The sequence below is a fragment of the Luteolibacter sp. Y139 genome (assembly GCF_038066715.1).
GTDB lineage: Bacteria > Verrucomicrobiota > Verrucomicrobiia > Verrucomicrobiales > Akkermansiaceae > Haloferula > Haloferula soli.
On sequence record NZ_JBBUKT010000007.1, the window covers coordinates 221,008 to 244,081 of the forward strand.

A 23,074-nucleotide genomic window follows, 5' to 3' on the forward strand; every position below is an offset into this window, starting at 1 on the left:
GACCCAGTCCGATGGGCTGGGCTAAGGGCTTGCGCGCCGTTGGCGCTGGAAGACGGCCGTTGATCGCAAGACGAACGTTGCTTGCGCGGCGCGATCGGGGCGCCTTTGCGGCTCCTACTCCGGCAGCGGAATTTTTTCGCCTAGGTGCTTCGGCTTGGTGCCCAGGATTCGAACGTCCAGCCACATCTTCACGCGTGCACCGACTTCGCGGAGCTTGGTTTTCAGGCCGCCTTGGCCGGCCACGTCGCGGGCATTGAAACCGACGCAGGTCATGCCGTTTGCCATGGCGAGGTAGGCGGCGCGCTCGTTGTGGAAGCGTTGTGAGATGAAGAGCACGTCGGTGAGTCCGAAGACCTCCTTGGCGCGGACCACGGAGTCCAAGGTCCGCAGGCCTGCGTAGTCACAGACGATCCGGTCCTTCGGGATGCCGCGCTCGATGAGCGCCTTCTTCATCTTCTCCGGTTCGTTGTAGTATTTCTCGCTGTTGTCGCCGGAAACGAGGATCAGGCGGATTTTGCCGGCTTTCCAGAGGGCTTCGGCGGCGTCGATGCGGTAGCGGAAGTAGAGGTTCTCGCGGCCCTGGAAGCGATCATCGGTGCCGAAGAGCAAGGCGACCTTTCCCGCGGGGACCTTCGAGACATCGTCGAATAGCTTGCCACTGCCGGCGTGCACGGCGGCGAAATTGGCCCATGCGATAAAGCCGACCCCAAGGAGGCCAAGGACTCCTGCCGTGATGAAGATCCGCTTCAGCCAGCGCTTCCAAGCCGGCTTCCACGTCACACCTTCTGCTCGACCGGTTTCCATTTGGTCCACGAGACCATCGCTTTCACCGCCTCGGCGAAGCGGCTGCCGATTGGCTCCTCGGGTGCAAGGACCCGCAGGCGGCCGGGGTCCTGATTGCTGAATGCCACTTCCTTGCAGCGCCCGGCGAGTTCGCCATCGACCTGCACGGGCACCTCGCGATCTGCGGTGACGCGGAGCGAGTGGGCCTGCAGGTAGCTGACGGTGGATCCTGCGTGCTCCAAGTCACCGAGGGCGAGCCCGCGCAGCGAATCTAGCACCAGCTTGTAGCCGGCTTCCTTGAAGACGAGCACGTCGAGCATGCTGTCGCTGTTGTCGGCCTTGTGGAAGAGCTTGAACTGGCCGCCGTAGAGCGAGCCATTTCCGGCCAGGACGGCGACGCCTTCCTCCTGGGTGCCATCGTCGCAGGTCACCAGCATCTTCGGTGGCGATTCACCGAGGACCTTGACCGCTGCCAGCAGGTAGGCGAGGGGACCGAGGACCTTCTTGCTCTCCCAGGTCGTTTCCTCGATGACCATGGCGTCGAAGCCGACGCCGGCCATTTGCACGAAGGGCATGCCATTGGCCTCGAAAAGATCGATTTCCTGGACCCGGCCTTCTTCGATGACCTCGAAGGCGCGGGCGAGATTGTCGAAGGGGATGCCCAGCTCGCGGGCGAAGACATTCATGGTGCCGGCGGGCAGGACACCGAGCGCGGTCTGCGAACCGGCTAGGCCTTGGACCACGGCATTCAGCGTGCCGTCTCCCCCGGCGGCGATGACGACCGGCTCGCCACTGCGGGCAAACATGGCGGCGAGCTCGCGGGCTTCCTCGGCGCTATTGGTGGCGTAGAGCGCGAAACGGGTCGCGTGATCCATCAAAAAGCCGAGGGCGCGGCGGCCTTTCTGGCTGCGTGCCTTGGGGTTGAAAAGCAGCGGATACCGGTGAGGTCCCTTCACGCCCCGAATGGAAGCCGGGCGAGGGGAAATGCCAAACCCGAAATGGTGCAGGACCTCATTCAAAGCTCACCGGCGTATACGCGGTGAGCGCGACTTCCTTGCCAGCAATCCGGGCTTTGACGGCCCGGTCGGCTTCCAGCCGGAGGATCTTGCCGTCTTTGAGCTGGAGAATGAAGCCACAGGATTCGCTGAAGCTGGCGTCGTCGGTGCCATCCCCGTCCAGATCGATGGCATTTCCCACGCCGCCGGCGGAGGTGCGGCCGACGTAGAGGGTGCCTTTTACCCGGCCGAGAACGGACGTGAAGTCCTTCCCGTCCCGCTTGAAGCTGGCGCGCACGCTTTCCGCGTCCGGGTCACCGGCGCTGCGGGGGTAGACGAAGGTGTCGACGACTTTCCCCGCCAGGCTGGTGACCCGCACGGGCTTGAAGTCGCCATAGCCGCCGCGGACCGATGGCTCGCTCGTGTCTAGATGGTGGTCGTCGTCCAGTGCGATGAAGTTCTGCTGGTCGGGCTCGGTCATGGGGGCCGAGATGAGATGGAAGCGGAGTTCATCGATCACCGCGCCTTCGTCGGTGAACTCGAGCTTGGCGGTGTTCGCCGTGCCAGGTGCCAGTGTCACGGGTAGCTCGACCTGATGCCAGAACTCGCGGCCGCCGGTGCTTGGGAATAGCACGTCGCGGGGGGAACCGCCGTTGACGGTCAGCTTGCCGTGGCGTGAGGTCTTTGGGTCGATGCCGAGTGAGTAGCGGAAGCCAAGCCGCGTCTGGCCGCCCTTGGCGCCGTCGATTCCTTTCCACTCGAGCGAGCCGCCGCTGGCGGGGAATTTCACCGCGCCGGTGCCGTAGAGCCCTGGTCGATCGGTGACGACCGCGCCGCCGGAGATGGCCGCCTGCTCTGCCTGGGTGGTGGCGAACATGGTGGAGGCCGGCGGATAGGATGTGGTGGCGCTCTTGTCGGTGATGCGGGTGTCGAGCATCGTCTTGCCGTCGAATTCGAACAGCGGCCAGGTCACGCCGAATTCATTCGTGCCGCTGGTGCGTGCGGTTTCGACTCGCGCGCCATCGGGGGTGAGGGTGAGGCGCATCGCGAATGACGGTCCGCTTTGTCCTGATACGGGCGCGATGGTGAAGGTGCCGCGGGTCAGCAGCGGGTGCACGAACTCCGGCTCGAAGCGGCCTTCGAAGCGCTTCGGTTCCAAGCAGACGCGCTTCCATTTTCCGTCTTCCAGAAAGCATGGGGCGAAGCTCACGCCGTCGCTGAAATCCGGATTCACATGGCCTGCGCCCGGGCCGAGGCGGCCATCCCAGCCGGTGCGGCTGAAGCGGGTGATGCCCAGCACGTGCCACTGCACGCCGCCGTAGGCATCCGTCTCGCCGCGGGTGCAGAGCTGGGCTTGCATGCCGCCGGCATTGAGGAAGGTATTGGCGAAGGTTGGATCGAGTGTCGCGACATAGCCGCCGATTTCGGAGGGAGTCGGTTGCTGGGGGATGTCCGATTTCCGTGCGAGCAGTGTTTCTCCGAGGCAGGTGAGCGTGAAGCCCTCGTAGTTGGCGATGCCGCTCCAGGTGGCGTAGCGGTTCTTCATCGCCGGAGGGAAGGCGTTCTTGGTGATGGAGAAGAGGCCGCTTTCCTGTTGGAAGCGGGAGTGGCTCTCCAACAGGAGCTGCGAGGCGTGGCGGAATTGTCCGGCCAGCTGTTCCTTGCCCTCGCGCTTGCTTGCTTGGGCGATGAGTTCGAAGGCGTTTGCATAGACGGTGTCGTCCCAGATGTGTTCGCCGGTGCGTCCGCCGCCCGGAGCTTCGCCGGAGCCGCTCATCATGAGCAGCGATGCTTGCAGGTTGCGGCGGATGGTTTCCCGCATGTCAGCTGCCGACGCGCCGTCGTAGCCGTTCTCTAACATATCGAGCAGGTTCGCGGTGGTCGCGCCATTGTAGGCGAAGGTCTCAGGATTGGCGGTCTCGTCGTGATAGAGGAAGAAGTGCGGGTCACGGCGGAAGCGGTCGCGCTGGCCGCCTTCGGATTTCTCGGTCCAATTCGCCTCGTTCCACTTCACGCCATCGGTGATGTAGCCGTCCTGCTGCCGCAGCCACTCGCCCTTCATCGCGAAGGTGCGCCAGTTCTGCTTCACCTTCATGTTCATGAAGTGCGTGCGATCGGAGCTCATCCGCTCGCGCCATTTCTTCATGCGCTCCGGGGTGAAGTCGGGAAACTTGCCTTCCAAGGGGGAGAAGATCCGCAGCGCTTTCACCATCGCGGCGCAGAAGAACTCGCCGTGCCAGTCGTTGGCGGGGCCGTCGGAGATATCGAGCGTGCAGCGGTCGAGCGCGCGTGCGGCTTGCGGCAGGAGATCGATTACGTGGCCTTTCTGGTAGAGTACGGCGATATTGAAGGCGAACAGCGGGGTGGCGTACTGGATCTCCTTCTTGTCGATGGGATCGATGATCGCGCCGTTCATCACGTTTGCGGGGTCCGCCGGGTCCCACTGCTGCATTGGGGCCATCGCGCGGACGGCTTTTTCCATCGAGCTGAGCCACTCCGAGTCGGGGGTGGTGACCGGTTGCCAAGGCCGCGCGGTGAGGTGCCAGTGGAAGTCGGGTAGATCGGCAGGCATACTCGTGTTCTCCTGTGAGAAGACAGGGCTAGCTGCGGCGATGTGACCGAGCAGGAAGCGAGCTGCGAGACGGGCGGATTTATCGAACACACCGCAGGCTGAACTGCCGTGTCACCGCCTTCAAGATTGCATCGCCCCCACGTCCGTGGGGGATTTGATATGGAGCGCCAATTTTGGACGTATTCCGGGTGCGATGAACTGCCCCCACTGCCAGCGCCTGCTCTACAGCCGCCAGCATGCCCGCTGCGGCTACTGCGGTGGGCTTCTGCCGGAAGATGTGCGCCTCGCCGATCACGAGGTCGCGGAGATGAAGGCGGAGATCCGCGAGATCGACGAGCGCCGTGCGATCGCGAAGGAGAAGGAAGAGCGGGAGCGCGAGGAGCAGCGCCGACGTAATCAGCACGCAGGCTGGTCTCCTCCGATAGGGCCGTTTTGAACGGCGGCCGGTTCAGTGGCGGAAGCGGCGATAGGCATTCATGTAGCCGTTCGCGAAAGCCTGCTTGGTCGCGGAGGTGTAGTAGTTGTTGTAGAGCAGGTAGTTTGCCTGCCGATGCTGCATGGCGTCCTTGCGGCCGAAGCCCCAGCCTTGCTGGTAGGCTTGGTCGCGCTGGGCCTGGAGTGCGCCGCCGGGGACGGGTGGACCGGGCATTGGCGGTGGCCCCGGCACTGGTGGCGGATAGTAGCCGCCGGGGGCTGGTGGGATGCAGGAGGAAAGAGCGACCGCACCGACGACGACGGCAAGCGACTGGAATGGATTCATGACCGTTAGAGACTGAATCCGGTCTCCCTCGCGTCAATCAAAGTTCAGCGCCTGCCTCGGCATCGAGGTAGAAGGTCGCGTCGGGATGATTTTGCAGGAAGGACGCGCTCACCTGATCGGTGACCGGGCCGGTGAGTGCTTCCTTCACGATGAATGCCTTCGCCTTGCCCCAGGCGAGGAGGGCGATCTTGCGGGCTTCGAGGATGGTGCCGCAGCCCATGGAGATGGCGTGGGTCGGGACGTGCTCCAGCCCGCCGAAGGATGGGGCGGCGTCCTCACGGGTGATCGGGTCGAGGTGGACTTGGCGGGTGCGGCTGTCGCGCGGTGAGCCGGGTTCATTGAAGCCGATGTGACCGGTGCGGCCGATGCCAAGGAGCTGGAAATCGATGCCGCCGGCATCGCGGATTGCCTTTTCGTAGGCGGTGCAGTGGGCGGGTATATCGGTCACGCTGCCGTCCGGGATGTGGACGTTTCCCAAGGGGATGTCGACGTGGGCGAACAGCTCGCGCTGCATGAAGGCGCGGTAGCTTTCCGGGTGGCCTCCTGGCAGACCGAGGTATTCGTCGAGATTGAAGGTGATGACGTTGGCGAAGGACAACTGGCCCTCGCGATGGAGGCGGATGAGCTCGGCGTAGAAGGGGAGAGGGGTGCGGCCGGTGGCGAGACCGAGGACCGCGGGACGCCCGGATGCATTGATCGACGAGACCAGTTCCGCGAGCCCGACTGCAAGGGTACGGCAGGCTTCGGTGCGATCTGCGAAGACGCGGGCGGGAGCGGACTCGGTCATGAGGCGGAGGTGAAGTTGGGAGCGAGGATTGTCAAAATCAAACGGGTCGCAAAAGCGCAGGGAATTTGCGAAAAAGCGATGGCTTGGGGCGTGCTTCTCCCGGACATCCTACCTCCCGTTTTCCGGAAACGCCCGGGAAAACAACAAGCAGTCTTGCCGGAACGGCATGGTTTCCGCTAGAGACGGGATGATCCTGCTCTTCCGCAGGAGAGCCCTATCATGAGCCTTACTGCTGATCAGACTTGCCCCTTGTATGTCGGTGGAAAATGGAAGGAGGTGACAGGGAAGGGGAGCAGCCAGGTTTTCAATCCCTCCCGCGGTTCCGTCATCGCCACCGTCCCGATGTGTGGTGCGGCCGAGGTGAATGAGGTGGTGGCTGCGGCCAAGGCTGCCTTTCCGATGTGGCGGGACACGCCGCCGAACGAGCGCGCGCAGGTGCTGTTCCGGGTGAAGATTTTGTTAGAGGATGCCTTTGAGGAGCTGTGCCTTGGGATTTCCACCGAGCACGGGAAGACGCTCTCCGAGGCGCGTGGTGATCTTCGGCGCGGGATCGAAGTGGTGGAGTTCGCGTGTGGCATCCCGACGCTGCTGATGGGGGAGTCGCTGGAGAACATCGCGCGTGGCATCGATTGTCATACGGACCGGCATCCGCTGGGAGTGGTGGCGGGGATCTGTCCGTTTAATTTCCCGGCGCTGGTGCCGATGTGGATGTGGCCGATCGCGATCGCCTGTGGGAATACTTTCATCCTGAAGCCGAGCGAGAAGGTGCCGCTCACGATGCAGCGGGTGGTGGCTTTGTTAGAGAAGGCTGGGCTGCCGCCGGGCGTGCTGAACATCGTGCATGGTGGACGTGATTGTGTGGATGCGTTGCTGGAGCATCCGGATGTGGCGGCGATTTCCTTTGTCGGCTCGACGCCGGTGGCACGCGAGATTCATCGCAAGGGGACGTCGCATGGCAAGCGGGTCCAGGCTGCGGGTGGTGCGAAGAACTTCGTGATCCTGATGCCGGATGCGGATGTCGATCGGACGGTGGAGGCGGTGAAGGATGGGGCCTTTGGCTGCGCGGGGGAACGCTGTATGGCGGGCTCCACCGCGGTGGCGGTGGGTGAGGCGGGTGACAAGCTTTTGCCTGCGTTGGCGGATCTGGTCGGGGCGATGAAGGTCGGGCCGACTGACAAGCGTGAATCCCAGCCTGACATGGGTGCGGTCATTTCGGCCGAGCATAGGGCGCGTGTCGCTGGGCTGGTGGATGCCGGAGAACATGCCGGGGCGAAGGTCCTGACGGATGGACGCAAGACCAAGATCGACGATGCGCCCGATGGCTTCTTCCTTGGGCCTACGGTCATTGACCACGTGACTCCGGACAATCCGTTGATGGAGACGGAGGTCTTCGGTCCGGTGCTGGCGGTGCTGCGCGCGAAGTCGCTGGAAGACGCTATCACCCTCGCGAACCAGCAGGCTTTCGGCAACGGGGCGTCGATCTTTACGAATTCCGGGAAGGCTGCGCGGGAGTTTCGCCGCAATGTCAGTGCCGGCATGGTGGGTATCAATGTGGGCGTGCCTGCGCCGCTGGCCTACTTTCCGTTCACCGGGTGGAATGACTCTTTCTTCGGCGATCTCCATATCCAGGGGAAAGAGGGCGTTGAGTTCTTCACCAAGCGCAAGACCACGACGACGCGTTGGTTCTCCTTCGGCGACGGCGAGGTGTGGGCGAAGTGAGGAAATCTCCAATCATCAATCGAAGTGCACTTCGTGATTTTCTAACAGAATATGAGTTTGCTGATTCGCAACGGCGAGATCGTCACTTCCACGGCGCGCTTCACCGCCGACGTCCTGAGCGAGAATGGCGTGATTACGGCCATAGGGCCCAATTTGCCGGTGCCGCCGGGTGTGGAGGTGATCGATGCCTCGGGCAAGTATGTGTTTCCGGGTTTCATCGATCCGCACGTGCACATCTACCTGCCCTTCATGGGTACGTTTTCGAAGGACGACTGGGCGAGTGGAAGCAAGGCGGCGCTGATGGGTGGCACCACGACGCTGATTGAGATGTGCTGCCCGTCGCGGGCGGAGGATCCGCTGGAGGCGATCCGGCTGTGGAAGAGCAAGGCGGCGGGACTCGCTTCCTGCGACTATACGTTTCACGCGGGAATCACGAAGTTCGATGACTCCACGGCGGAGGCGATGAAGGCGATCGTGGCGGAGGAGGAGATCCTGTCGTTCAAGGTCTTCCTTGCTTACAAGGGTGCCTTCGGGATCGACGATACGGAGCTCTATCGGACGCTGGTCGCGGTGAAAGAACTGGGTGCGGTGCTCACTGCGCATTGTGAGAATGCGGAACTGGTTGCGGAGACGCAGAAGAAGTTGGTCGCGGAGGGAAAGACGGGGCCGGAGTGGCATGAGCCGTCGCGGCCGATTTCAGTCGAAGCGGAAGGTTGCCATCACTTGATGACCTTCGCGGGGATGACGGGCACGGAGGTGTATGTGGTCCATACGAGTTGCAAGCCGGCGGTGGAGGCGATCACGGAGGCGCGGGCTCGTGGGGTGAAGGCCGGGATCGAGACGGTGGCTCCCTATCTCACGCTCGATAGCAGCTATGCGGAGAAGCCGGACTTCGAGGGGGCGAAGTGGGTAATGAGCCCGCCGATCCGTGCGAAGGAGCATCAGGATTTCCTGTGGCAATGCATTGCGGATGGAACCGTCGACACGGTGGCTACGGACCATGCGCCGTTTGATTTCATTCCTCAGAAGCACATGGGGCATCCGGAAGCTGGTAAGGCTGTGGATGCTTCGTTCCAGGCAACAGGAAAGGCGGCGAATTTTACGCTCATTCCGAATGGGATCCCGAGTGTGGAGGAGCGGGTGAAGCTGCTCTACACCCATGGTGTTGCCACCGGTCGGATTGATCTTCACACCTTCGTCAAAGTGGCGAGCACTCGTGCGGCGGAGATTTTTGGGCTGTATCCGCAAAAGGGGGAGATTGCCATCGGCAGTGATGCGGATCTGGTGATTTGGGATCCGGCGTGGCGCGGCACCATTTCCGCTGCCACGCACTCGATGGCGACAGATTACTCCGCATGGGAAGGCTGGCCGGTGGAAGGTCGTCCGGAGCTGGTGACCGTTCGCGGCAAGGTGATGGTGCGTGATGGCATCTGGTGTGGCGAGAAGGGGTGGGGGAACTTCCTTCCCCGCAAGTCGAAGGGCTAGACGACATGCACCAACCTCTCCACGACGAACGCCTGACCAACGAGGACCTTGCTCCGGTCCCGCCGGAGCGGCGCACGTGGACCTACTGGAATTTCGCCGCGCTGTGGGTGTCGATGGCGGCCTGCATTCCCACCTACATGCTGGCCTCGGGCTTGGTGGAGAAGGGGATGAATTGGTGGCAGGCGGTGCTCACTGTTTTCCTCGGCAATGCCATCGTGCTGGTGCCGATGATCCTGAATGCCCATGCGGGGGCGGCCTATGGCATTCCTTTTCCAGTTTTTTGCCGCGCCTCCTTCGGCACTCTTGGCGCGAATGTGCCCGCGGTGCTCCGGGCCTTGGTCGCGTGCGGGTGGTTCGGCATCCAGGCGTGGATCGGTGGCGATGCCATCCATCAGATCCTTGCTGTGTTCTTTCCTTCGATGGCGGCAGGAGCAGCCATTTCCGGTCTCGGTATCAACGCGAGCCAACTTGTCTGCTTCCTCTTCTTTTGGAGCATTAACATGTGGGTGATCTATCGTGGCATCCACACGATCCGCGTGCTGCTTTCGATCAAGGCTCCGTTGCTGATCATTCTCGGTTTGGCTCTCTTGTGTTGGGCATATAGCGCGGCAGGTGGTTTTGGGCCGATGCTGTCGAAGCCCTCCGATTTCGGTCCCGGTCAGCCAAAGGAAGGGCAGTTTCCGCTTTTCTTCATCGGTGCGCTCACCGGTATGGTCGGCTTCTGGGCCACGCTCTCGCTCAATATTCCGGACTTCACGCGCTATGCTCGCTCGCAGAAGGACCAGATTCTCGGGCAGTCTATCGGATTGGCACCGACGATGGGTCTCTACGCCTTCATCGGAGTGGCGGTGACTTCAGCCACTGCGGTGATCTATGGAGGTGACGGGATCTGGGATCCGGTCAAGGTGCTCACGCGTTTCACGAATCCGGTGGTGCTGGTTATTGCGATGCTCGCTCTCTGCGTCGCCACCCTGGCCACGAACATCGCGGCGAATGTTGTCAGTCCTGCCAATGACTTTGCCAACCTGGCACCCAGCAAGATCTCCTTTCGCACCGGCGGCTTCATCACCGGGATCATCGGGGTATTGATGATGCCTTGGAAGCTGGTGACGGATCCCACTGGCTACATCTTCACGTGGTTGCTCGGCTACAGCGCCTTGTTAGGACCTATCGCCGGTATCATGATTGCGGATTACTTCGTGATCCGTCACCGGAAGCTGGACGTGGATGATCTCTACCGGATGAACGGCCGGTATCGATATTCCAGCGGCTTTAGCTACGCAGCACTCGGGGCCTTTGCTGTGGCGGTGCTGCCGAATCTTCCCGGCTTCCTCGTGGAGATCAAAGTGCTGGATGCCGTTGGAGTGCCTGACTTCCTGGAAGTTCTCTACAAACAGGCGTGGTTTGTCGGCTTCGCCATTGCCTTCGTCCTTTACCTCGTCTTTCGCAAAATCGCTCCGGTCAAAATCCATCCCTAATCCCATGGCCACGCTTCCACCTTTCGACTACACTCCGATGCCTTACGATGGTCCTTCGCCGGAGGAGATCCTCGCGCTGCGACAGGCTTATGTGAGTCCCGGCATTTTTCACTACTACAAGAAGCCGATCGCGATCGTGGAGGGGAAGAGGCAGTATCTTTTCGATGACAAGGGACGGCGTTATCTCGATGGCTTCGGTGGAATCGTCACGGTGAGTGTGGGGCATTGCCATCCCGAGGTGGTGGCTGCGGCGAATCTCCAGAACGAGACGATCTCCCACACCACGACGATCTACCTGAATCCGAACATCGCGCTGTATGCGAAGGAGCTTGCGGCAAAGATGCCGGGGGATCTGAAGGTGTGCTACTTTGTGAATTCCGGCTCGGAGGCGAACGATTTGGCCTTGTTGATGGCCCGCGCCTACACCGGGAACTACGACGCGATCGCTCTACGCAATGCCTACCACGGCGGCAGTCCGTCGGCGATGGCGCTGACCTCGCATCACACGTGGAAGTTCAATGTGCCGCATTCCTTCGGTGTTCAGCATGCGCAGATGCCGGACATCTATCGCGGTCCCTTCGGCAGCGATGATCCGGATGCGGGCAAGAAATACGCAGCGGATGTGGCGGATCTTGTCCGCTTCGGTAGCTCGGGAAAAATCGCGGCATTCATCGCCGAGTCGATCCAAGGTGTTGGCGGCACGGTGGTGTTTCCGGATGGTTACTTGAAGCATGCGTATGAGCACGCGCGCGCTGCGGGTGGGCTGTGCATTGCGGATGAAGTGCAGGCTGGCTTCGGACGCACGGGCACGCACTTCTGGGGCTTTGAGACGCAGGGTGTGATTCCCGACATTGTCACGATGGCGAAGGGGATCGGGAATGGTTGCCCGCTTGCGGCGGTGGTGACCACGCCGGAGATCGCGAAGACTCTGGCGACTCGGATTCACTTCAATACGTTCGGGGGCAATCCGGTGTCGATGGCGCAGGGGCGCGCGGTGTTGAAGGTGATCGAGAAGGAGGGATTGCAGGCGAACTCGTTGAAGATAGGGGCTCAGTTGACCGCGGGCTTCAACCGGCTGGCGGAGAAGCATTCGTTGATCGGTCAGGTCCGCGGGCCGGGGCTGATGCTGGGTGTAGAGTTGGTGAAGGATCGTGCGACCAAGGAGCCAGCGCGGGATGAATGCGCGGCGGTGTTCGAGAAGTGCAAGGAGCTCGGGCTGCTGATTGGAAAGGGCGGGCTGTTCGGGAATGTGCTCCGGATCAAGCCGCCGATGTGTATCACCGAGGCGGATGCGGAGTTCATGATCGAGGTGATCGATGAGGCGTTGGCGACCGTGTGATTTGATGGTGGCGTGGACTTGCTGTCCATGCCGCGTCGGCGGAATGTCGACACCCCTTATGGCCGCGGGCTTTCAGCCCACGGCGTCGTGACATCTGCGCTTTCGTCAGTCCAAATGGAAGACTTCGCGAAGCGGTGCCGAGACGGGTGAGGAGTCGGGATTCGATGGCATTACTTCGGCCATGTGTTTCCACCAGCGCTGGCAGACTTCGGTGGAGGCGATGGCGGCCCAGCGTTCTTCGCTTTCGATTTCGGCATAGCCGAAAAGCTGGCGTGTCTCCGGATGCAGGAAGATGGAGTAGTTGTGGACGCCGTGTGCCTTTAGCACCGCCGCCAACTCGTCCCAGATTGGCTGGTGGCGACGCTCGTATTCCTCTTCCGCGCCGGCGTTGACCGACATGACGAAGGCCTTGCGGATCATGGCTGCTGTTAGAGGTGGTGGCCCATGCGCTCGCGCTTGGTGGCGAGGTAGCGGGCGTTGTGAACATTTTCCGGCAGGCGGATGGGGAGCTGTTCGACGATCTCCAAGCCGTAGCCTTCGAGGCCGACGACTTTCTTGGGGTTGTTCGTCAGCAGGCGGATCTTCCGGACGCCGAGGTCGCAGAGGATCTGGGCACCCATGCCGTAGTCGCGGAGGTCGGAGGGGAAGCCGAGCTTTTCGTTGGCTTCGATGGTGTCGAAGCCCTGCTCCTGCAGCTTGTAAGCGTGAATTTTCGCGGCGAGGCCGATGCCGCGGCCTTCCTGGCGGAGGTAGAGGAGCACGCCGCCTTCCTTTGAAATGTGCTCCATGGCGGCGTCGAGTTGGCCGCCGCAGTCGCAGCGTTGGGAAAGGAAGACGTCGCCGGTGAGGCATTCCGAGTGGACGCGGACCAGGGTCGGGGTGTCGGGATCGATCTTGCCGCGGCTGAGGGCGAGGTGATGTGAGCCATCGGTCTCGACGCGATAAAGATGGCAATCGAACTCGCCGTGGTCGGTGGGCAGCTTGATGGTTTCCTCCCGCACCACGAGCTTCTCGGAGCGGCGGCGCCACTGGATGATCTGGGCGATGGTGCAGGCTTTCAGTCCGTGGGTCTGCTGGTAATCGCCGAGGTCGCCGACGCGGGCCATGGTGCCGTCGACGTGCATGATTTCGCAGATCACGCCTGCGGAGGGCAGGCCGGCGAGGCGGGCGAGATCGACGGCGGCCTCAGTGTGACCGGCGCGACGGAGGACGCCGCCGGCGCGGGCTTGGATCGGGAAAATGTGGCCGGGCTGGACGAAGTCATCGGCCTTGGCGGTCGAGTCGGCGAGCAATTGGACGGTGCGGGCACGGTCGGCGGCGGAAATGCCGGTGGTCACGCCTTTGGCCGCATCGACCGAGACGGTGAAGGCGGTGCGCAGGACCTCGCGATTGCGGCGGGTCATTTGTTGGAGTTCGAGTTCCTCGGCGCGCTCCTGGGTGATGGGAGCACAGATCAGGCCGCGGCCGTGGACGGCCATGAAGGAAATCGTTTCCTGTGTGCACAGCGAGGCCGCGGCGATCAGGTCGGCCTCGTTCTCGCGGTCCGGATCATCTGCCACGATGACGATGCGGCCGGCGGCGATCTCGGCGATGATTTCCTCAACGGGGCTGAATTCAAGCGGGGTGGCCATGCGCGGGCAGCGTCATCCGTGGTGCGCCGCAGGTCAAGGGGGAGGGCAGGATGTGCGGTCGCGAGGTTTCCCAAAAGGGTAGGGTTGTCAGACAGGTTTGACGGCCGGGGGCGGCCGGAAGGATACCGGATGATGTCGCAATTTTCACGGATCTTGGGGATTTTCCCTTTCCCCCGGTGAAAGGCCTTCGCCAATCTCCGCGCACCATTCTACCCACGCTATGTCCAGACCTGTAACCCTTTTCACCGGCCAGTGGGCCGACATCCCCGCGGAAGAACTTTTCCCCAAGGTCAAGGCCATGGGCTTCGACGGCGTCGAGCTGGCGTGCTGGGGTGACCACTTCGATGTCCAAGCCGCGCTCAATGATCCGGCTTATATTCCTGCCCGCTGGGAATTGCTGAAGAAGCACGGCCTCGCCTGCTACGCGATTTCCGCCCACCTCGTCGGCCAGGCGATCTGCGATCCCATCGACGATCGCCACAAGTCGATCCTGCCCGAGCACGTCTGGGGCAATGGTGATCCGGAAGGCGTCCGCCAGCGTGCCGCTCAGGAGATGATCGACACGGCAAAGGCCGCGCGGAAGTTCTTCGATGCGGGGAAGGAATACATGGCGACCAAGCCAGCTGGCTCCGGCAAGACCGTGGTGAATGGTTTCACCGGGTCCTCGATCTGGGGCGCGCTCTATGCCTTCCCCCCGACCAGCCAGGAGTATTTGCAAAAGGGCTTCGATGACTTCGGTCGCCGCTTCAAGCCGATCCTGGATGCCTTCGACAAGGAGGACGTTTACTTCGCGCTTGAGGTTCACCCGACCGAAATCGCTTTCGACATCGTGTCCGCACAGCGTGCGATTGAAGCTGTGGGTGGCCACAAGCGTTTCGGCTTCAACTACGACCCGAGCCACCTCGGCTATCAAGGGGTAGACTACGTGAAGTTCATCTATCAGTTCGCCGAGCGCATCCATCATGCCCACATGAAGGACGTGTGGTGGGGCCACGGCACCGGCGAGGTCGGCGTTTTCGGTGGCCACACCGATTTCTGCGACGCGCGCCGCTACTGGGATTTCCGCAGCGTGGGCCGCGGCGACATCAACTTCGAGGAAGTCATCGTCGCGCTCAATGACACGCGCTACAACGGACCGCTTTCGATCGAGTGGGAAGACGGCCGGATGGACCGCTTCCATGGTGCCACCGAGAGCTGCGCCTTCGTCAAGAACCTCGATTTCCCGCGCAATACCGTCGCCTTCGACGCCGCGTTCGACAAATCCAACCAATAAAGATCATGTCTACCAAAGTAGGAGTTATCGGAGCGGGCGGCATGCTGCGCTATCACGCGGACGGTTTCCGCAAGGCCGGAGCCACCGTCACCGCCGTGGCCGACCCGGCACCGGGTGCTGCGGAGCGTGCAGCGAAGCAGTGGGATATCGAAGGCGCCTACGAGAGCGTCGAAGACATGCTGGCGAAGGCCGACATCGATGCTGTGTCGATCATCGTCCCTAACAAGTTCCACAAGCCGCTGGCGATCCAGTGCCTCAATGCGGGCAAGCACGTCTTCTCCGAAAAGCCGCCGGCGCTGAATGCCGCGGAAGTGCAGGAGATGATCGATGCGGCCAATGCCGCGGGCAAGAAGCTGATGTTCAACTTCAACAATCGCGCCCGGCCCGAGTCGATCGCGATGAAGAAGTATGCGGCCGATGGCACCGTGGGTAAGATCAATTCGGCACAGGCCAAGTGGATCCGCCGCACCGGCATCCCGGGCTTTGGCGGTTGGTTCACCACCAAGGCGCTGTCCGGTGGTGGTCCGGTGATCGACCTGCTGCACATGATCGACCTCGCACTCTACTTCATGGACTACCCTGAGCCGGCGCACGTGCTCGCTCAGACCTTCAACGATCACATCACCGACAAGGGCTTCAAGGGGCCATGGGGTATTCCTGACCGTGCCGATGGCGTCAACGACGTGGAGGCAGCTGCCCACGGCTTCGTCACCTTTAAGACCGGCCAGGTCCTGACGCTTCAGGTTTCCTGGGCTGAGATGATCAAGCGCGAGGAAGTCTCCGTCGTGTTCCAAGGCTCGAAGGCCGGTGGCAAGGTGGAGCGTCTGTTCGGCCGTGATGGCCTGGATGAGACCGCGATCGACACCTGCGAGCTTTACGTGCAGGAGAATGGCTGTTCCGTGAACCGCAGCATCGTCACCGAAGCTTGTGAGGACATGGGCCGCAGCGCTTCCGCCGCGAACTTCATCCACGCGATCGAGGGCAAGGCCGAGGCATTCAATACGCCGGACCAAGCGCTCAAGCTGATGAAGATCATCGACGCGATCTACGCTTCCGCTGCCTCGGGCGCGCCGGTGGCCGTTTGATTTGATACCAGGTTTTCCTTCATGAAAGAATACAAGACCTCCCAATGGCCGATCAAAAACGGGCAGGTCAACACGGACACGTTCGACAAATACCTGAACGACATGCAGAAGGTTGGGTGGTCGCTTTTTTCCACCACTGCCATCCCTGTTTGGCAAGGTGACGGAAATGTCGTCCTGTGTGTCTTCGTGAAGGAAATGACTGAGACTCCAACCTGAATCCGATGTAGCGAACTACAGAGGTGACAGGTTGGCTGCTGATCCTCTAATAGAACATTTAATTATTCGCGCTTGGCGCCCTTGGCATCTTGGCGATTTGATTTAGAAAACTCCCGAACCCAGATCCTCTTTACCTCATGAATCGAAAACTCCGCATGGGCATGGTTGGCGGCGGCCGTGGTGCCTTTATTGGTGGCGTCCACCGCATGGCTGCGAACCTGGATGGCAAGATCGAGCTTGTCGCCGGCTGCTTCTCTTCCGATCCCGAGAAGAGTCGGCTTTCCGGCGAGGACTTCTTCCTCGATCCGGCTCGCGTTTACACTTCCTACGAGGAGATGGCGCAGAAGGAGGCCGCCTTGCCGGTCGGGGAGCGCATCGACTTTGTTTCGGTCGTGGTCCGTAACAACCTCCACGTGCCGGTGGCCAAGGCCTTCTTGAAGGCCGGGATCAATGTGATCTGTGACAAGCCGCTGGCGTTCTCGCTCGCCGAAGCGAAGGAGTTCGCTGAGGTGGTGAAGAAGTCCGGGAAGGTGTTCGCGCTGACCCACAACTACACGGGCTATCCGATGGTCAAGGAAGCGCGCGCGATCGTGAAGTCGGGCAAGCTGGGCCGTTTGCTCAAGATCGTGGCGGAGTATCCGCAGGGGTATGCTGCCAGCGCCTTCAAGGATGCGGCGGATGGGGCGATCTCCAACTGGCGTATGGATCCGAATACCTCGGGTGTCTCAAATTGCATCGGCGACATTGGCACGCATGCCGAGAATCTGGCCCGCTACATCACCGGTCTTGAGATCGAGGAGCTTGCCGCGGAGTTGACGACCTTTATTCCCGGTCGCCAGTTGGACGATGATGGCAACATTCTCGTCCGCTACGAGCAGGGCGTGAAGGGGATCATTTATGCCTCGCAGGTTTCCAGCGGTGATGAGAACAACCTCAACATCCGCGTCTACGGCACGGAAGGGTCGATCGAGTGGCATCAGGAGCACCCGAACGAGCTGATCGTGAAGTGGCTCGACAAGCCGCGCGAGACCTGGCGGCGCGGCAATACTTACAATGGTGCCGAGGCTTCCGGTGTCACTCGCCTGCCCTTCGGCCATCCGGAGGCGTTCATCGAGGCTTTCGCGAATGTCTACCTCGCCGCAGGTGAGGCGATCCGCGACGAGGTGCAGGGCAAGTTTCCGCGTCCGGAAGGCTATGATTTCCCGACCGTGGACGATGGCATCGCCGGGATGGCCTTCATTGAGGCGGCGGTCACTTCTTCAAAAAACAACGCGGCTTGGACGAAGCCTGGTCATTGAATTAAAAACCACGGAATACACAGAAGACACGGAAGGGATGGGAAGGTTTGGCTCAGAGCTAGCGTAACGCCTATCCGATTTCTGATCTGATCCGTGTCTTCCGTGGTTCCTTTCCATTCCTCACCATGAAACCAACCCTTCTTCTTCCTCTCGCCGGTGCCGCTGCGGCGTTCTTCCTCGTGGCCGCTGCTCCGGACAATGAACAGGCTCCTCCGGGGGCCGCCGAGGCGATTGCCAAGGCGCTCCCGGACAAGCCCTTCGCCAAGCCGCTCAAGGCACGCAAGGTGCTCGTTTTCGCGAAGACCGCGGGCTTTCGCCACCAGTCGATCCCGACCGGCAAGCTCGCGCTGACGGAACTCGGCAAGAAGACCGGTGCCTTTGAGACCGTGGTCAGCGACGACCTCGCGAACTTCGAGCCGAAGACGATCGATCAGTTCGATGCGATCGTCTTCCTCAGCACCACCATGGATCCCTTCTCGCCTTCGCAGGACGAGCTGAAGGGGATGGACGACAAGGCCAAGAAGGACGCCGAGAAGCACGTGGAGCGTCTCCAGAAAAGCCTCCTGGACTTCGTGAAGGGCGGCAAGGGCTTCGTGGGCATCCACGCGGCCACCGATACCTTCTACAACTGGGCCGAGTATGGCGAGATGGTGGGCGCTTACTTCGATGGCCATCCTTGGGGGGCGGGCCAAGAGGTTTCCATCAAGGTGGAACCCGGCCAGGAAAAGCATCCGCTGGTCGCGATGTTCGAGGGCAAGAACCAGGACTTCAAGGAGGAGATCTATCAGTTCAAGGCACCCTACGACTCGAAGAAGTATCACATGCTGCTGCGTCTCGACACGGAGAAGACTGATATGAAGCTCGGAGGCATCAAGCGGACCGATGGCGACTTCGGCGTGGCGTGGGCGCACTCGTATGGCAAGGGCCGCGTCTTCTACTGCTCGATCGGCCACAATAACGAGATGTATTGGAATCCCGTGATCCTTCGCCATTACCTCGCCGGCATCCAGTGGGCGATCGGCGACTTCAAGGTGAAGGTGGACAAGTGACCTTGGCCGCTACGGCTTCGCAAGAGCCTGCACTCTAACAAAGCTTCTCGACCCCACGGCGGGCGTGACGGACACCGTTCCGTCGCCCGCCGTGCTTGTTCTTGCGGCTGGCACCGGCGCCCATGTGGTGAGGTTGGCGGACTCTTCCGCGGTCAGCGACGCGAAGCGGAGGCCGATGGGATCAGGATGCCACGAGAACGACCGGCCCGGGGCGAAGCTGCCGGTGAATGGGCGGCTGAAGGAATTGGGTGGGGTGCCCAAGGCATACTCCGCGACGTTGGGGATGCCGTCGCGGTCAGGATCGGCATCCATGGGTGAGCCTGTCAGTCCGGCTGCGGAGATCCACGTCAGGTAGGGCTGGTCGGGATTCAGACCGAGCAGGTTCTGAAGGATCTCGCGGTTGGAGAAGAGCGTGAGGTTGGTGCCGAGCTTCGTGTTGATGGTCGCCATGATTTCATTGGCGACGAGTGCCTGGGCCATCGTGGCGATGTGGAAGCCGTCCTTGCAGAAGACTCTCGTTGGAAGATTCTCGGGATGTCCGGGAAGGGTGAAGACGGTGGCGTTGAGCTGGAACGGGTGCTCGTCGAAAAGCCGGTCGGTGAGGAGATCGATGCGTGCAATCGCCGGGGGATTGGTGGTCTTTCCCGCGGCCCACGTGATGATCGATTGGTTGAAGGCGGCGATCTTGGCGCGGGTCGAGGCTTGCTTCGCTGGAATGTTGTAGGTTCCGGAGATCTGCGGCGTGGCACCGACGTCCGGGACCGTGCAGACCACGATGGGGACATTCGGACGGAGGAATCTCACCCAAGCGTAGATCTGGTTCAGGTAGGTGTGGACCAGGTCATTGAGGAAGTTGGGATCCTCCGTGTTGTTGAAGAGGTCATTGTATTCCTTCTTCAGATCGTTGGCTCCTAGAAGGATCACGACGACTTGGGCGGAAGGCAGTTGGTTTTCGAGCGCGTTCCGGGTGACTCCGTAGGCATATTTCACCACCTTTTCGTCGTCATCATTGGAAGGCGTGTTGTATAGCAGGTTCTTCCAGAAGACCATGGTCATGCCGGGGATCCCGAAGTTCCACTCGTGTCCCGCATCCCGCAGGTCGAGGTAACTGCCACCGGTGGATTCGAAAGGTCCCAAGGTGGCTTCGGCAGGGCGGAAGAGCCGCAAGAGCTCGGGCCAATTCCGGACGTTGGCATTGAATTGATCCGAATCGGGCGCGGAGAAGGTCAGCTCGTAGGCATACTCCTCCGTCATGCTGTCGCCGATCGCGAGAATCCTCAGCGGCGCTGCCTTCGCTGCGAACGCCATTCCGAGGAGGAGGGAGGCGGAGCGCAAAAACTTCAGGTTCATTGGCAGTGGTCGTGTTTGATCGGCAGTCGAGGAGGCCGGACGTTCCAATTTCGACTTAGTTCGCCTGCCGTGCCAGCGAAGTTTTTCGCCCCTCCTGCAAAGGTAAAAAGCGGCCGTCCGCGCATGCGAACGACCGCCCAAGGAGGTGGAGTGTTGTTAGAGCCGGATGCGGCTCACGGCGTCTCCACGCGGATGAAGAACGACGACGAAGGCAGCGGCGCAGGTGTGCCGAGCGTGACTTCCACCGTTTCGACGTCGTTGGTGAGGCTGGTGACATTCAGGGTGGCCGCGCCGTCCTGTGTCCAACTCGTCAGATTGCTCGAGGTGAAGACGCGATAGCTGAGGCCGGTCATGGCGGGCGGGCGGCGGGTGAAGCTGAACTTGCCCGTGGCAGGATCGAGGTTGCCGACGATGGCGCTTGAAGAGGCCGCCGAGCGCGGGTCGAGGCCGAAGGCGTATTCGTAAGCGTTGTCGCGGCCATCGCCATCATCGTCGGCGGCACTGTTAGGGTTGGTGACGCCGTGATCGGCCCTCCAGAGGGCAACATCGGTCATGCTCACCGCATCGCCGGGATCACGAGGCATGAGGAAATAGCTGCCGGTGAAGGGAGACGTGCCGTCCGATTGGCCGACGATGCCGGTGATGACGATGGGAGTGGAGGGCATCGAAGTGGCCGTGGAGCCGGGTTGGATACGGACGTCGATGGTGTTTCCCAGCGGATCGCGAAGCGTTGCGGTGGTGCCCGGTCCCCACGTTCCGGAGTCGAGGACGAGATTGCTGAGGGTGATGAGGGAGCCTTCCTTCAGCTCGGGATTGGAGAAGAGATTGGGCAAGGTGGTCCGGGCTCCCAAGACCTCGGGAACCGGGCCGCGATCCACGATGTGAGTTGCCGAGGTCGGAACGATCGAGGTCTGGCCATTGGTCTGGACGACAGTGCCGAGGACGGTGAAGCGGTAGCCGCGAAGCAAGCCGAGGTTCAAGGTCGGCGAGGAGATATTGATGCCGCCGCTGGCGTCCTGAAGGAAGCCGCTGAAGTTCGCCGCGCCCCCTCCGAAGTCTTCTTCGCTGACCGTGCCGGAAACCGCGACGACCAGACCGGAATCCAAGGCGAGTCCGTCGGCATCGGTGTCATGCAGGGCCCCGATCGGGGTGACCACCCTTACCGCTGCTTGAGCCGGGATGGGTGTCAGCGTGCCGCCTGCGCCCGTCGTGGAGATCGCCAGTGGATAGATTCCATTGTTGGAGACTTGTGAGGAAGCGGGGGTGGAGAGGCCGCTGATAGTGATTTCCAAGGCATTGAGCTTGGTGATGGCTGCCGAATTCACCTGGATCGTCTGTCCATTGCGGGACACGCTGGCACCTGCGGAGGCAGGGCCGGAAAGCACGGCTCCGGTTGGAGTTCCTAGCGCCGCGGGAACGACGATCCTGACTTGGGTGAGAGGAGCGGTGCTGGCTTGTGCAAGCAGGCTCACCTTGACCAGGCGACCGGTCTGTCCCGCATCGAAGGCCGGTAGCCCGAGCAGGGCGCTATCGAGCGTGCCATTGGTGACGGTGGCAACGCCATCTCCCTGACCTGCGGTTCGTCCGCGCAGGGCGGCGATGAACGCGGCATTGGTGCCATTGTTCGGTGAGCCGAAGTCGTCGAGGCTCAGGAGCAATCCGCCACTTGCGTCGGTGCCGGACATGTAGTCGGCCAGCGTGGCGGTAGCGTTGCCGACCTTCGCTCCGAGGTTGGCGCCGGTGGTGGCGTCGGTGATCACCTTGGCACCGGGATAGGTGGCGAAGAACGACAGGCCTGACGGGCTTCCTGCGGCCAAGGCATGGATGCCGCCGCTGGTGCCCGCCGGATCGCTGCCAGCATGCTTGATCATGATCATCTCCGTGGCGTTCAGATCGAATTCCGGGGAGCCGGCGACGGGTGTGAAGTAAGTGGGGTCCGTAAGGCCCACGGACAGCGTGAAGTCCGAGGCCGAGACGTCCGGGCTGCTGGCCCAGTTGGTGAGCGTGACCAAGGTTCCGACCGGGACTGCCGACCACAGCGGAGAAGAGCTGAAGACCAGCTTGCTGCCGAGGTCGGTGTCGATGTTCCCGCTGAATTCCTTCAGGATCATCCCGCGCAGGTCGACGGTGGAGCCGGGCTCGCCATTACCGGTGACGAGGAGTTCGACCCGGTCAGGCGAGCCATTGAAGAACTTGTTTACCACCACCTCCGGCGGATCGATGACCTGCAGGGTGGTGAAGTTCCAAGATTCGCTGTCGGTGAAGCCGGCGAAGGGATTCCCGGCAAGGTCCACGATGGCTCCCTCCGGAATCACCACATAGTAGTCGGTACCGGGGGTGAGTGGATTGGCCATCACCAGGTTGATCTGGTTGACCGTCAGCCCGACTTGCGCGGGGTTGGTGACATTGAGCGTGTTGACGACTGTGCCGGTGGCCGCTTCCTTGACGAGAATGGAGCCGGTGCCGCGGGCAATGTTCTCGTTGAACACGGCGGTGAGTGTAGCCGGTGCGGGAACGTTGGTGGCGTTGTCGTTCGGGGTGACGCCGGAAAGGGTGGGAGGAGTGGTATCGCCACCGCTGGAGCCGGTGACGGTGCCTTGGACCGTGAGATCCAAGCCGGGAGACTCGCCCCAGACGTAGAAGTCTCCCTCGTCATCGTTTGCAAGGTAGGGGATCAGGCGGAAGGTGATGGGGCTGCCGCTGTGATCTTGGAGCTCCTGGATCGACGACAGGTCGATGTCGTTGGCGATGCCGGCGGTGTTTGCCTCGGCATCGAGCAACATTTCCTCGACGTCGATGTAGGCTCCATTGCCGATCTTGAACTGGAGGGCGGCCACGAGCGGGCCATTGGTGGAGCGCCGGTAGTGGAGGGTGAAGGTTTCGATCGAAACCTCCGAGCCCGAGCCCGGGGTGATGGTGAAGGTGATGAAGCGGTTGGCGGCGATGCCGTCATCGTAGGATTCGGCATTCCAGTGTTCGCCGCCCCAGCCATTGAGGGAGGAGCCGGCACCGGTGTCGACGCCGCTGCCGCGGGTCAATCCGCCGACAGTGACATTGGAGTGTTTCTGGGTGGCGGCCAATCCCTGGGTACCCCAGTTGTTTTGGCCGGTGGTTTCCCAGCCAGCGATGAGCGTGGCGTGGGCGGAGTGGACGAGGGTGCAGGCGCCGAGGAGGGCGACGATTCGGGACGTGGTCATGACGCGATGGATCTTGGAACAAAAGCCAAGGCGTGGAGGGCGCCGCCCGGCGCGTGA

The 23,074-nt window shown here is 61.8% G+C and carries 19 protein-coding genes; 10 read left to right on the top strand and 9 right to left on the bottom strand.

The window, feature by feature from the left end:
• Nucleotides 1-114 precede the first annotated feature (114 nt).
• The 3 genes from WKV53_RS18120 to WKV53_RS18130 are packed head-to-tail and all read right to left on the bottom strand — an operon-like array spanning nucleotide 115 to nucleotide 4,440.
• Complete coding sequence (locus WKV53_RS18120) at nucleotides 115-804, bottom strand: SanA/YdcF family protein (RefSeq protein WP_341406193.1); 690 nt, start codon at nucleotides 802-804, stop codon at nucleotides 115-117.
• A complete protein-coding gene (locus WKV53_RS18125) occupies nucleotides 777-1,739 on the bottom strand; it encodes a diacylglycerol/lipid kinase family protein (RefSeq protein WP_341406194.1) in 963 nt (320 codons plus the stop codon). The genes WKV53_RS18120 and WKV53_RS18125 overlap by 28 nt, the downstream gene beginning before the upstream one ends.
• Before the next feature lie 55 nt (nucleotides 1,740-1,794).
• Nucleotides 1,795-4,440: a carbohydrate-binding protein gene (locus WKV53_RS18130; RefSeq protein WP_341406195.1), complete on the bottom strand. Its 2,646-nt coding sequence runs from the start codon at nucleotides 4,438-4,440 to the stop codon at nucleotides 1,795-1,797.
• Nucleotides 4,441-4,543: 103 nt separating this feature from the next.
• Here WKV53_RS18130 and WKV53_RS18135 point away from each other — a divergent pair, with 103 nt between their 5' ends.
• Nucleotides 4,544-4,786 (top strand): hypothetical protein, encoded by a 243-nt coding sequence (locus WKV53_RS18135; RefSeq protein WP_341406196.1) that lies wholly within the window; start codon nucleotides 4,544-4,546, stop codon nucleotides 4,784-4,786.
• Between the two features lie 12 nt (nucleotides 4,787-4,798).
• Here WKV53_RS18135 and WKV53_RS18140 read toward each other — a convergent pair whose 3' ends face one another.
• Both WKV53_RS18140 and nagB read right to left on the bottom strand, forming a co-directional pair.
• Nucleotides 4,799-5,110: a hypothetical protein gene (locus WKV53_RS18140; protein WP_341406197.1), complete on the bottom strand. Its 312-nt coding sequence runs from the start codon at nucleotides 5,108-5,110 to the stop codon at nucleotides 4,799-4,801.
• A gap of 37 nt (nucleotides 5,111-5,147) precedes the next feature.
• Nucleotides 5,148-5,897, bottom strand: coding sequence for a glucosamine-6-phosphate deaminase (nagB, locus tag WKV53_RS18145; protein ID WP_341406198.1), 750 nt, complete (start codon nucleotides 5,895-5,897; stop codon nucleotides 5,148-5,150).
• A gap of 219 nt (nucleotides 5,898-6,116) precedes the next feature.
• On the opposite strand from nagB, the gene WKV53_RS18150 reads away from it, so the two are divergent.
• From WKV53_RS18150 to WKV53_RS18165, 4 genes are read left to right on the top strand one after another with little or no spacing between them, the layout of a single operon-like run.
• Entirely contained in the window at nucleotides 6,117-7,616 is a 1,500-nt protein-coding gene (locus WKV53_RS18150) for a CoA-acylating methylmalonate-semialdehyde dehydrogenase (protein WP_341406199.1), read from the top strand.
• Between the two features lie 51 nt (nucleotides 7,617-7,667).
• Complete coding sequence (gene hydA, locus WKV53_RS18155; RefSeq protein WP_341406200.1) at nucleotides 7,668-9,101, top strand: dihydropyrimidinase; 1,434 nt, start codon at nucleotides 7,668-7,670, stop codon at nucleotides 9,099-9,101.
• 5 nt (nucleotides 9,102-9,106) lie between these two features.
• Entirely contained in the window at nucleotides 9,107-10,579 is a 1,473-nt protein-coding gene (locus tag WKV53_RS18160; protein ID WP_341406201.1) for an NCS1 family nucleobase:cation symporter-1, read from the top strand.
• A gap of 4 nt (nucleotides 10,580-10,583) precedes the next feature.
• Nucleotides 10,584-11,918: an aspartate aminotransferase family protein gene (locus WKV53_RS18165; RefSeq protein WP_341406202.1), complete on the top strand. Its 1,335-nt coding sequence runs from the start codon at nucleotides 10,584-10,586 to the stop codon at nucleotides 11,916-11,918.
• A gap of 105 nt (nucleotides 11,919-12,023) precedes the next feature.
• Here the strand turns inward: WKV53_RS18165 and rhaM are convergent, their stop codons facing one another.
• Entirely contained in the window at nucleotides 12,024-12,338 is a 315-nt protein-coding gene (gene rhaM / locus WKV53_RS18170; protein WP_341406203.1) for an L-rhamnose mutarotase, read from the bottom strand.
• Between the two features lie 8 nt (nucleotides 12,339-12,346).
• Nucleotides 12,347-13,549: a bifunctional 3,4-dihydroxy-2-butanone-4-phosphate synthase/GTP cyclohydrolase II gene (locus WKV53_RS18175; protein ID WP_341406204.1), complete on the bottom strand. Its 1,203-nt coding sequence runs from the start codon at nucleotides 13,547-13,549 to the stop codon at nucleotides 12,347-12,349.
• 220 nt (nucleotides 13,550-13,769) lie between these two features.
• Between WKV53_RS18175 and WKV53_RS18180 the strand changes: the two genes are divergently transcribed.
• The 5 genes from WKV53_RS18180 (at nucleotide 13,770) to WKV53_RS18200 (ending at nucleotide 18,470) form a co-directional block, all read left to right on the top strand.
• The gene (locus WKV53_RS18180) at nucleotides 13,770-14,822 is read left to right on the top strand and encodes a sugar phosphate isomerase/epimerase family protein (RefSeq protein WP_341406205.1); all 1,053 of its coding nucleotides are present in this window, start codon (nucleotides 13,770-13,772) and stop codon (nucleotides 14,820-14,822) included.
• Between the two features lie 5 nt (nucleotides 14,823-14,827).
• A complete protein-coding gene (locus WKV53_RS18185) occupies nucleotides 14,828-15,907 on the top strand; it encodes a Gfo/Idh/MocA family protein (protein ID WP_341406206.1) in 1,080 nt (359 codons plus the stop codon).
• A 21-nt stretch (nucleotides 15,908-15,928) separates the two neighbouring features.
• Entirely contained in the window at nucleotides 15,929-16,123 is a 195-nt protein-coding gene (locus tag WKV53_RS18190) for a hypothetical protein (protein WP_341406207.1), read from the top strand.
• A gap of 137 nt (nucleotides 16,124-16,260) precedes the next feature.
• Nucleotides 16,261-17,421, top strand: a complete 1,161-nt coding sequence (locus WKV53_RS18195; RefSeq protein ID WP_341406208.1) for a Gfo/Idh/MocA family protein — start codon at nucleotides 16,261-16,263, stop codon at nucleotides 17,419-17,421.
• Nucleotides 17,422-17,546: 125 nt separating this feature from the next.
• Nucleotides 17,547-18,470, top strand: a complete 924-nt coding sequence (locus tag WKV53_RS18200; RefSeq protein ID WP_341406209.1) for a ThuA domain-containing protein — start codon at nucleotides 17,547-17,549, stop codon at nucleotides 18,468-18,470.
• A 9-nt stretch (nucleotides 18,471-18,479) separates the two neighbouring features.
• On the opposite strand, the gene WKV53_RS18205 is transcribed toward WKV53_RS18200, so the two are convergent.
• Nucleotides 18,480-19,820 carry an SGNH/GDSL hydrolase family protein gene (locus WKV53_RS18205; RefSeq protein WP_341406210.1) on the bottom strand — a complete coding sequence of 447 codons (1,341 nt, stop codon included), beginning with the start codon at nucleotides 19,818-19,820 and terminating at the stop codon, nucleotides 18,480-18,482.
• Nucleotides 19,821-19,993: 173 nt separating this feature from the next.
• On the bottom strand, nucleotides 19,994-23,017 hold the full coding sequence (locus tag WKV53_RS18210; RefSeq protein WP_341406211.1) for an Ig-like domain-containing protein: 3,024 nt from the start codon (nucleotides 23,015-23,017) through the stop codon (nucleotides 19,994-19,996).
• Nucleotides 23,018-23,074: the final 57 nt, after the last annotated feature.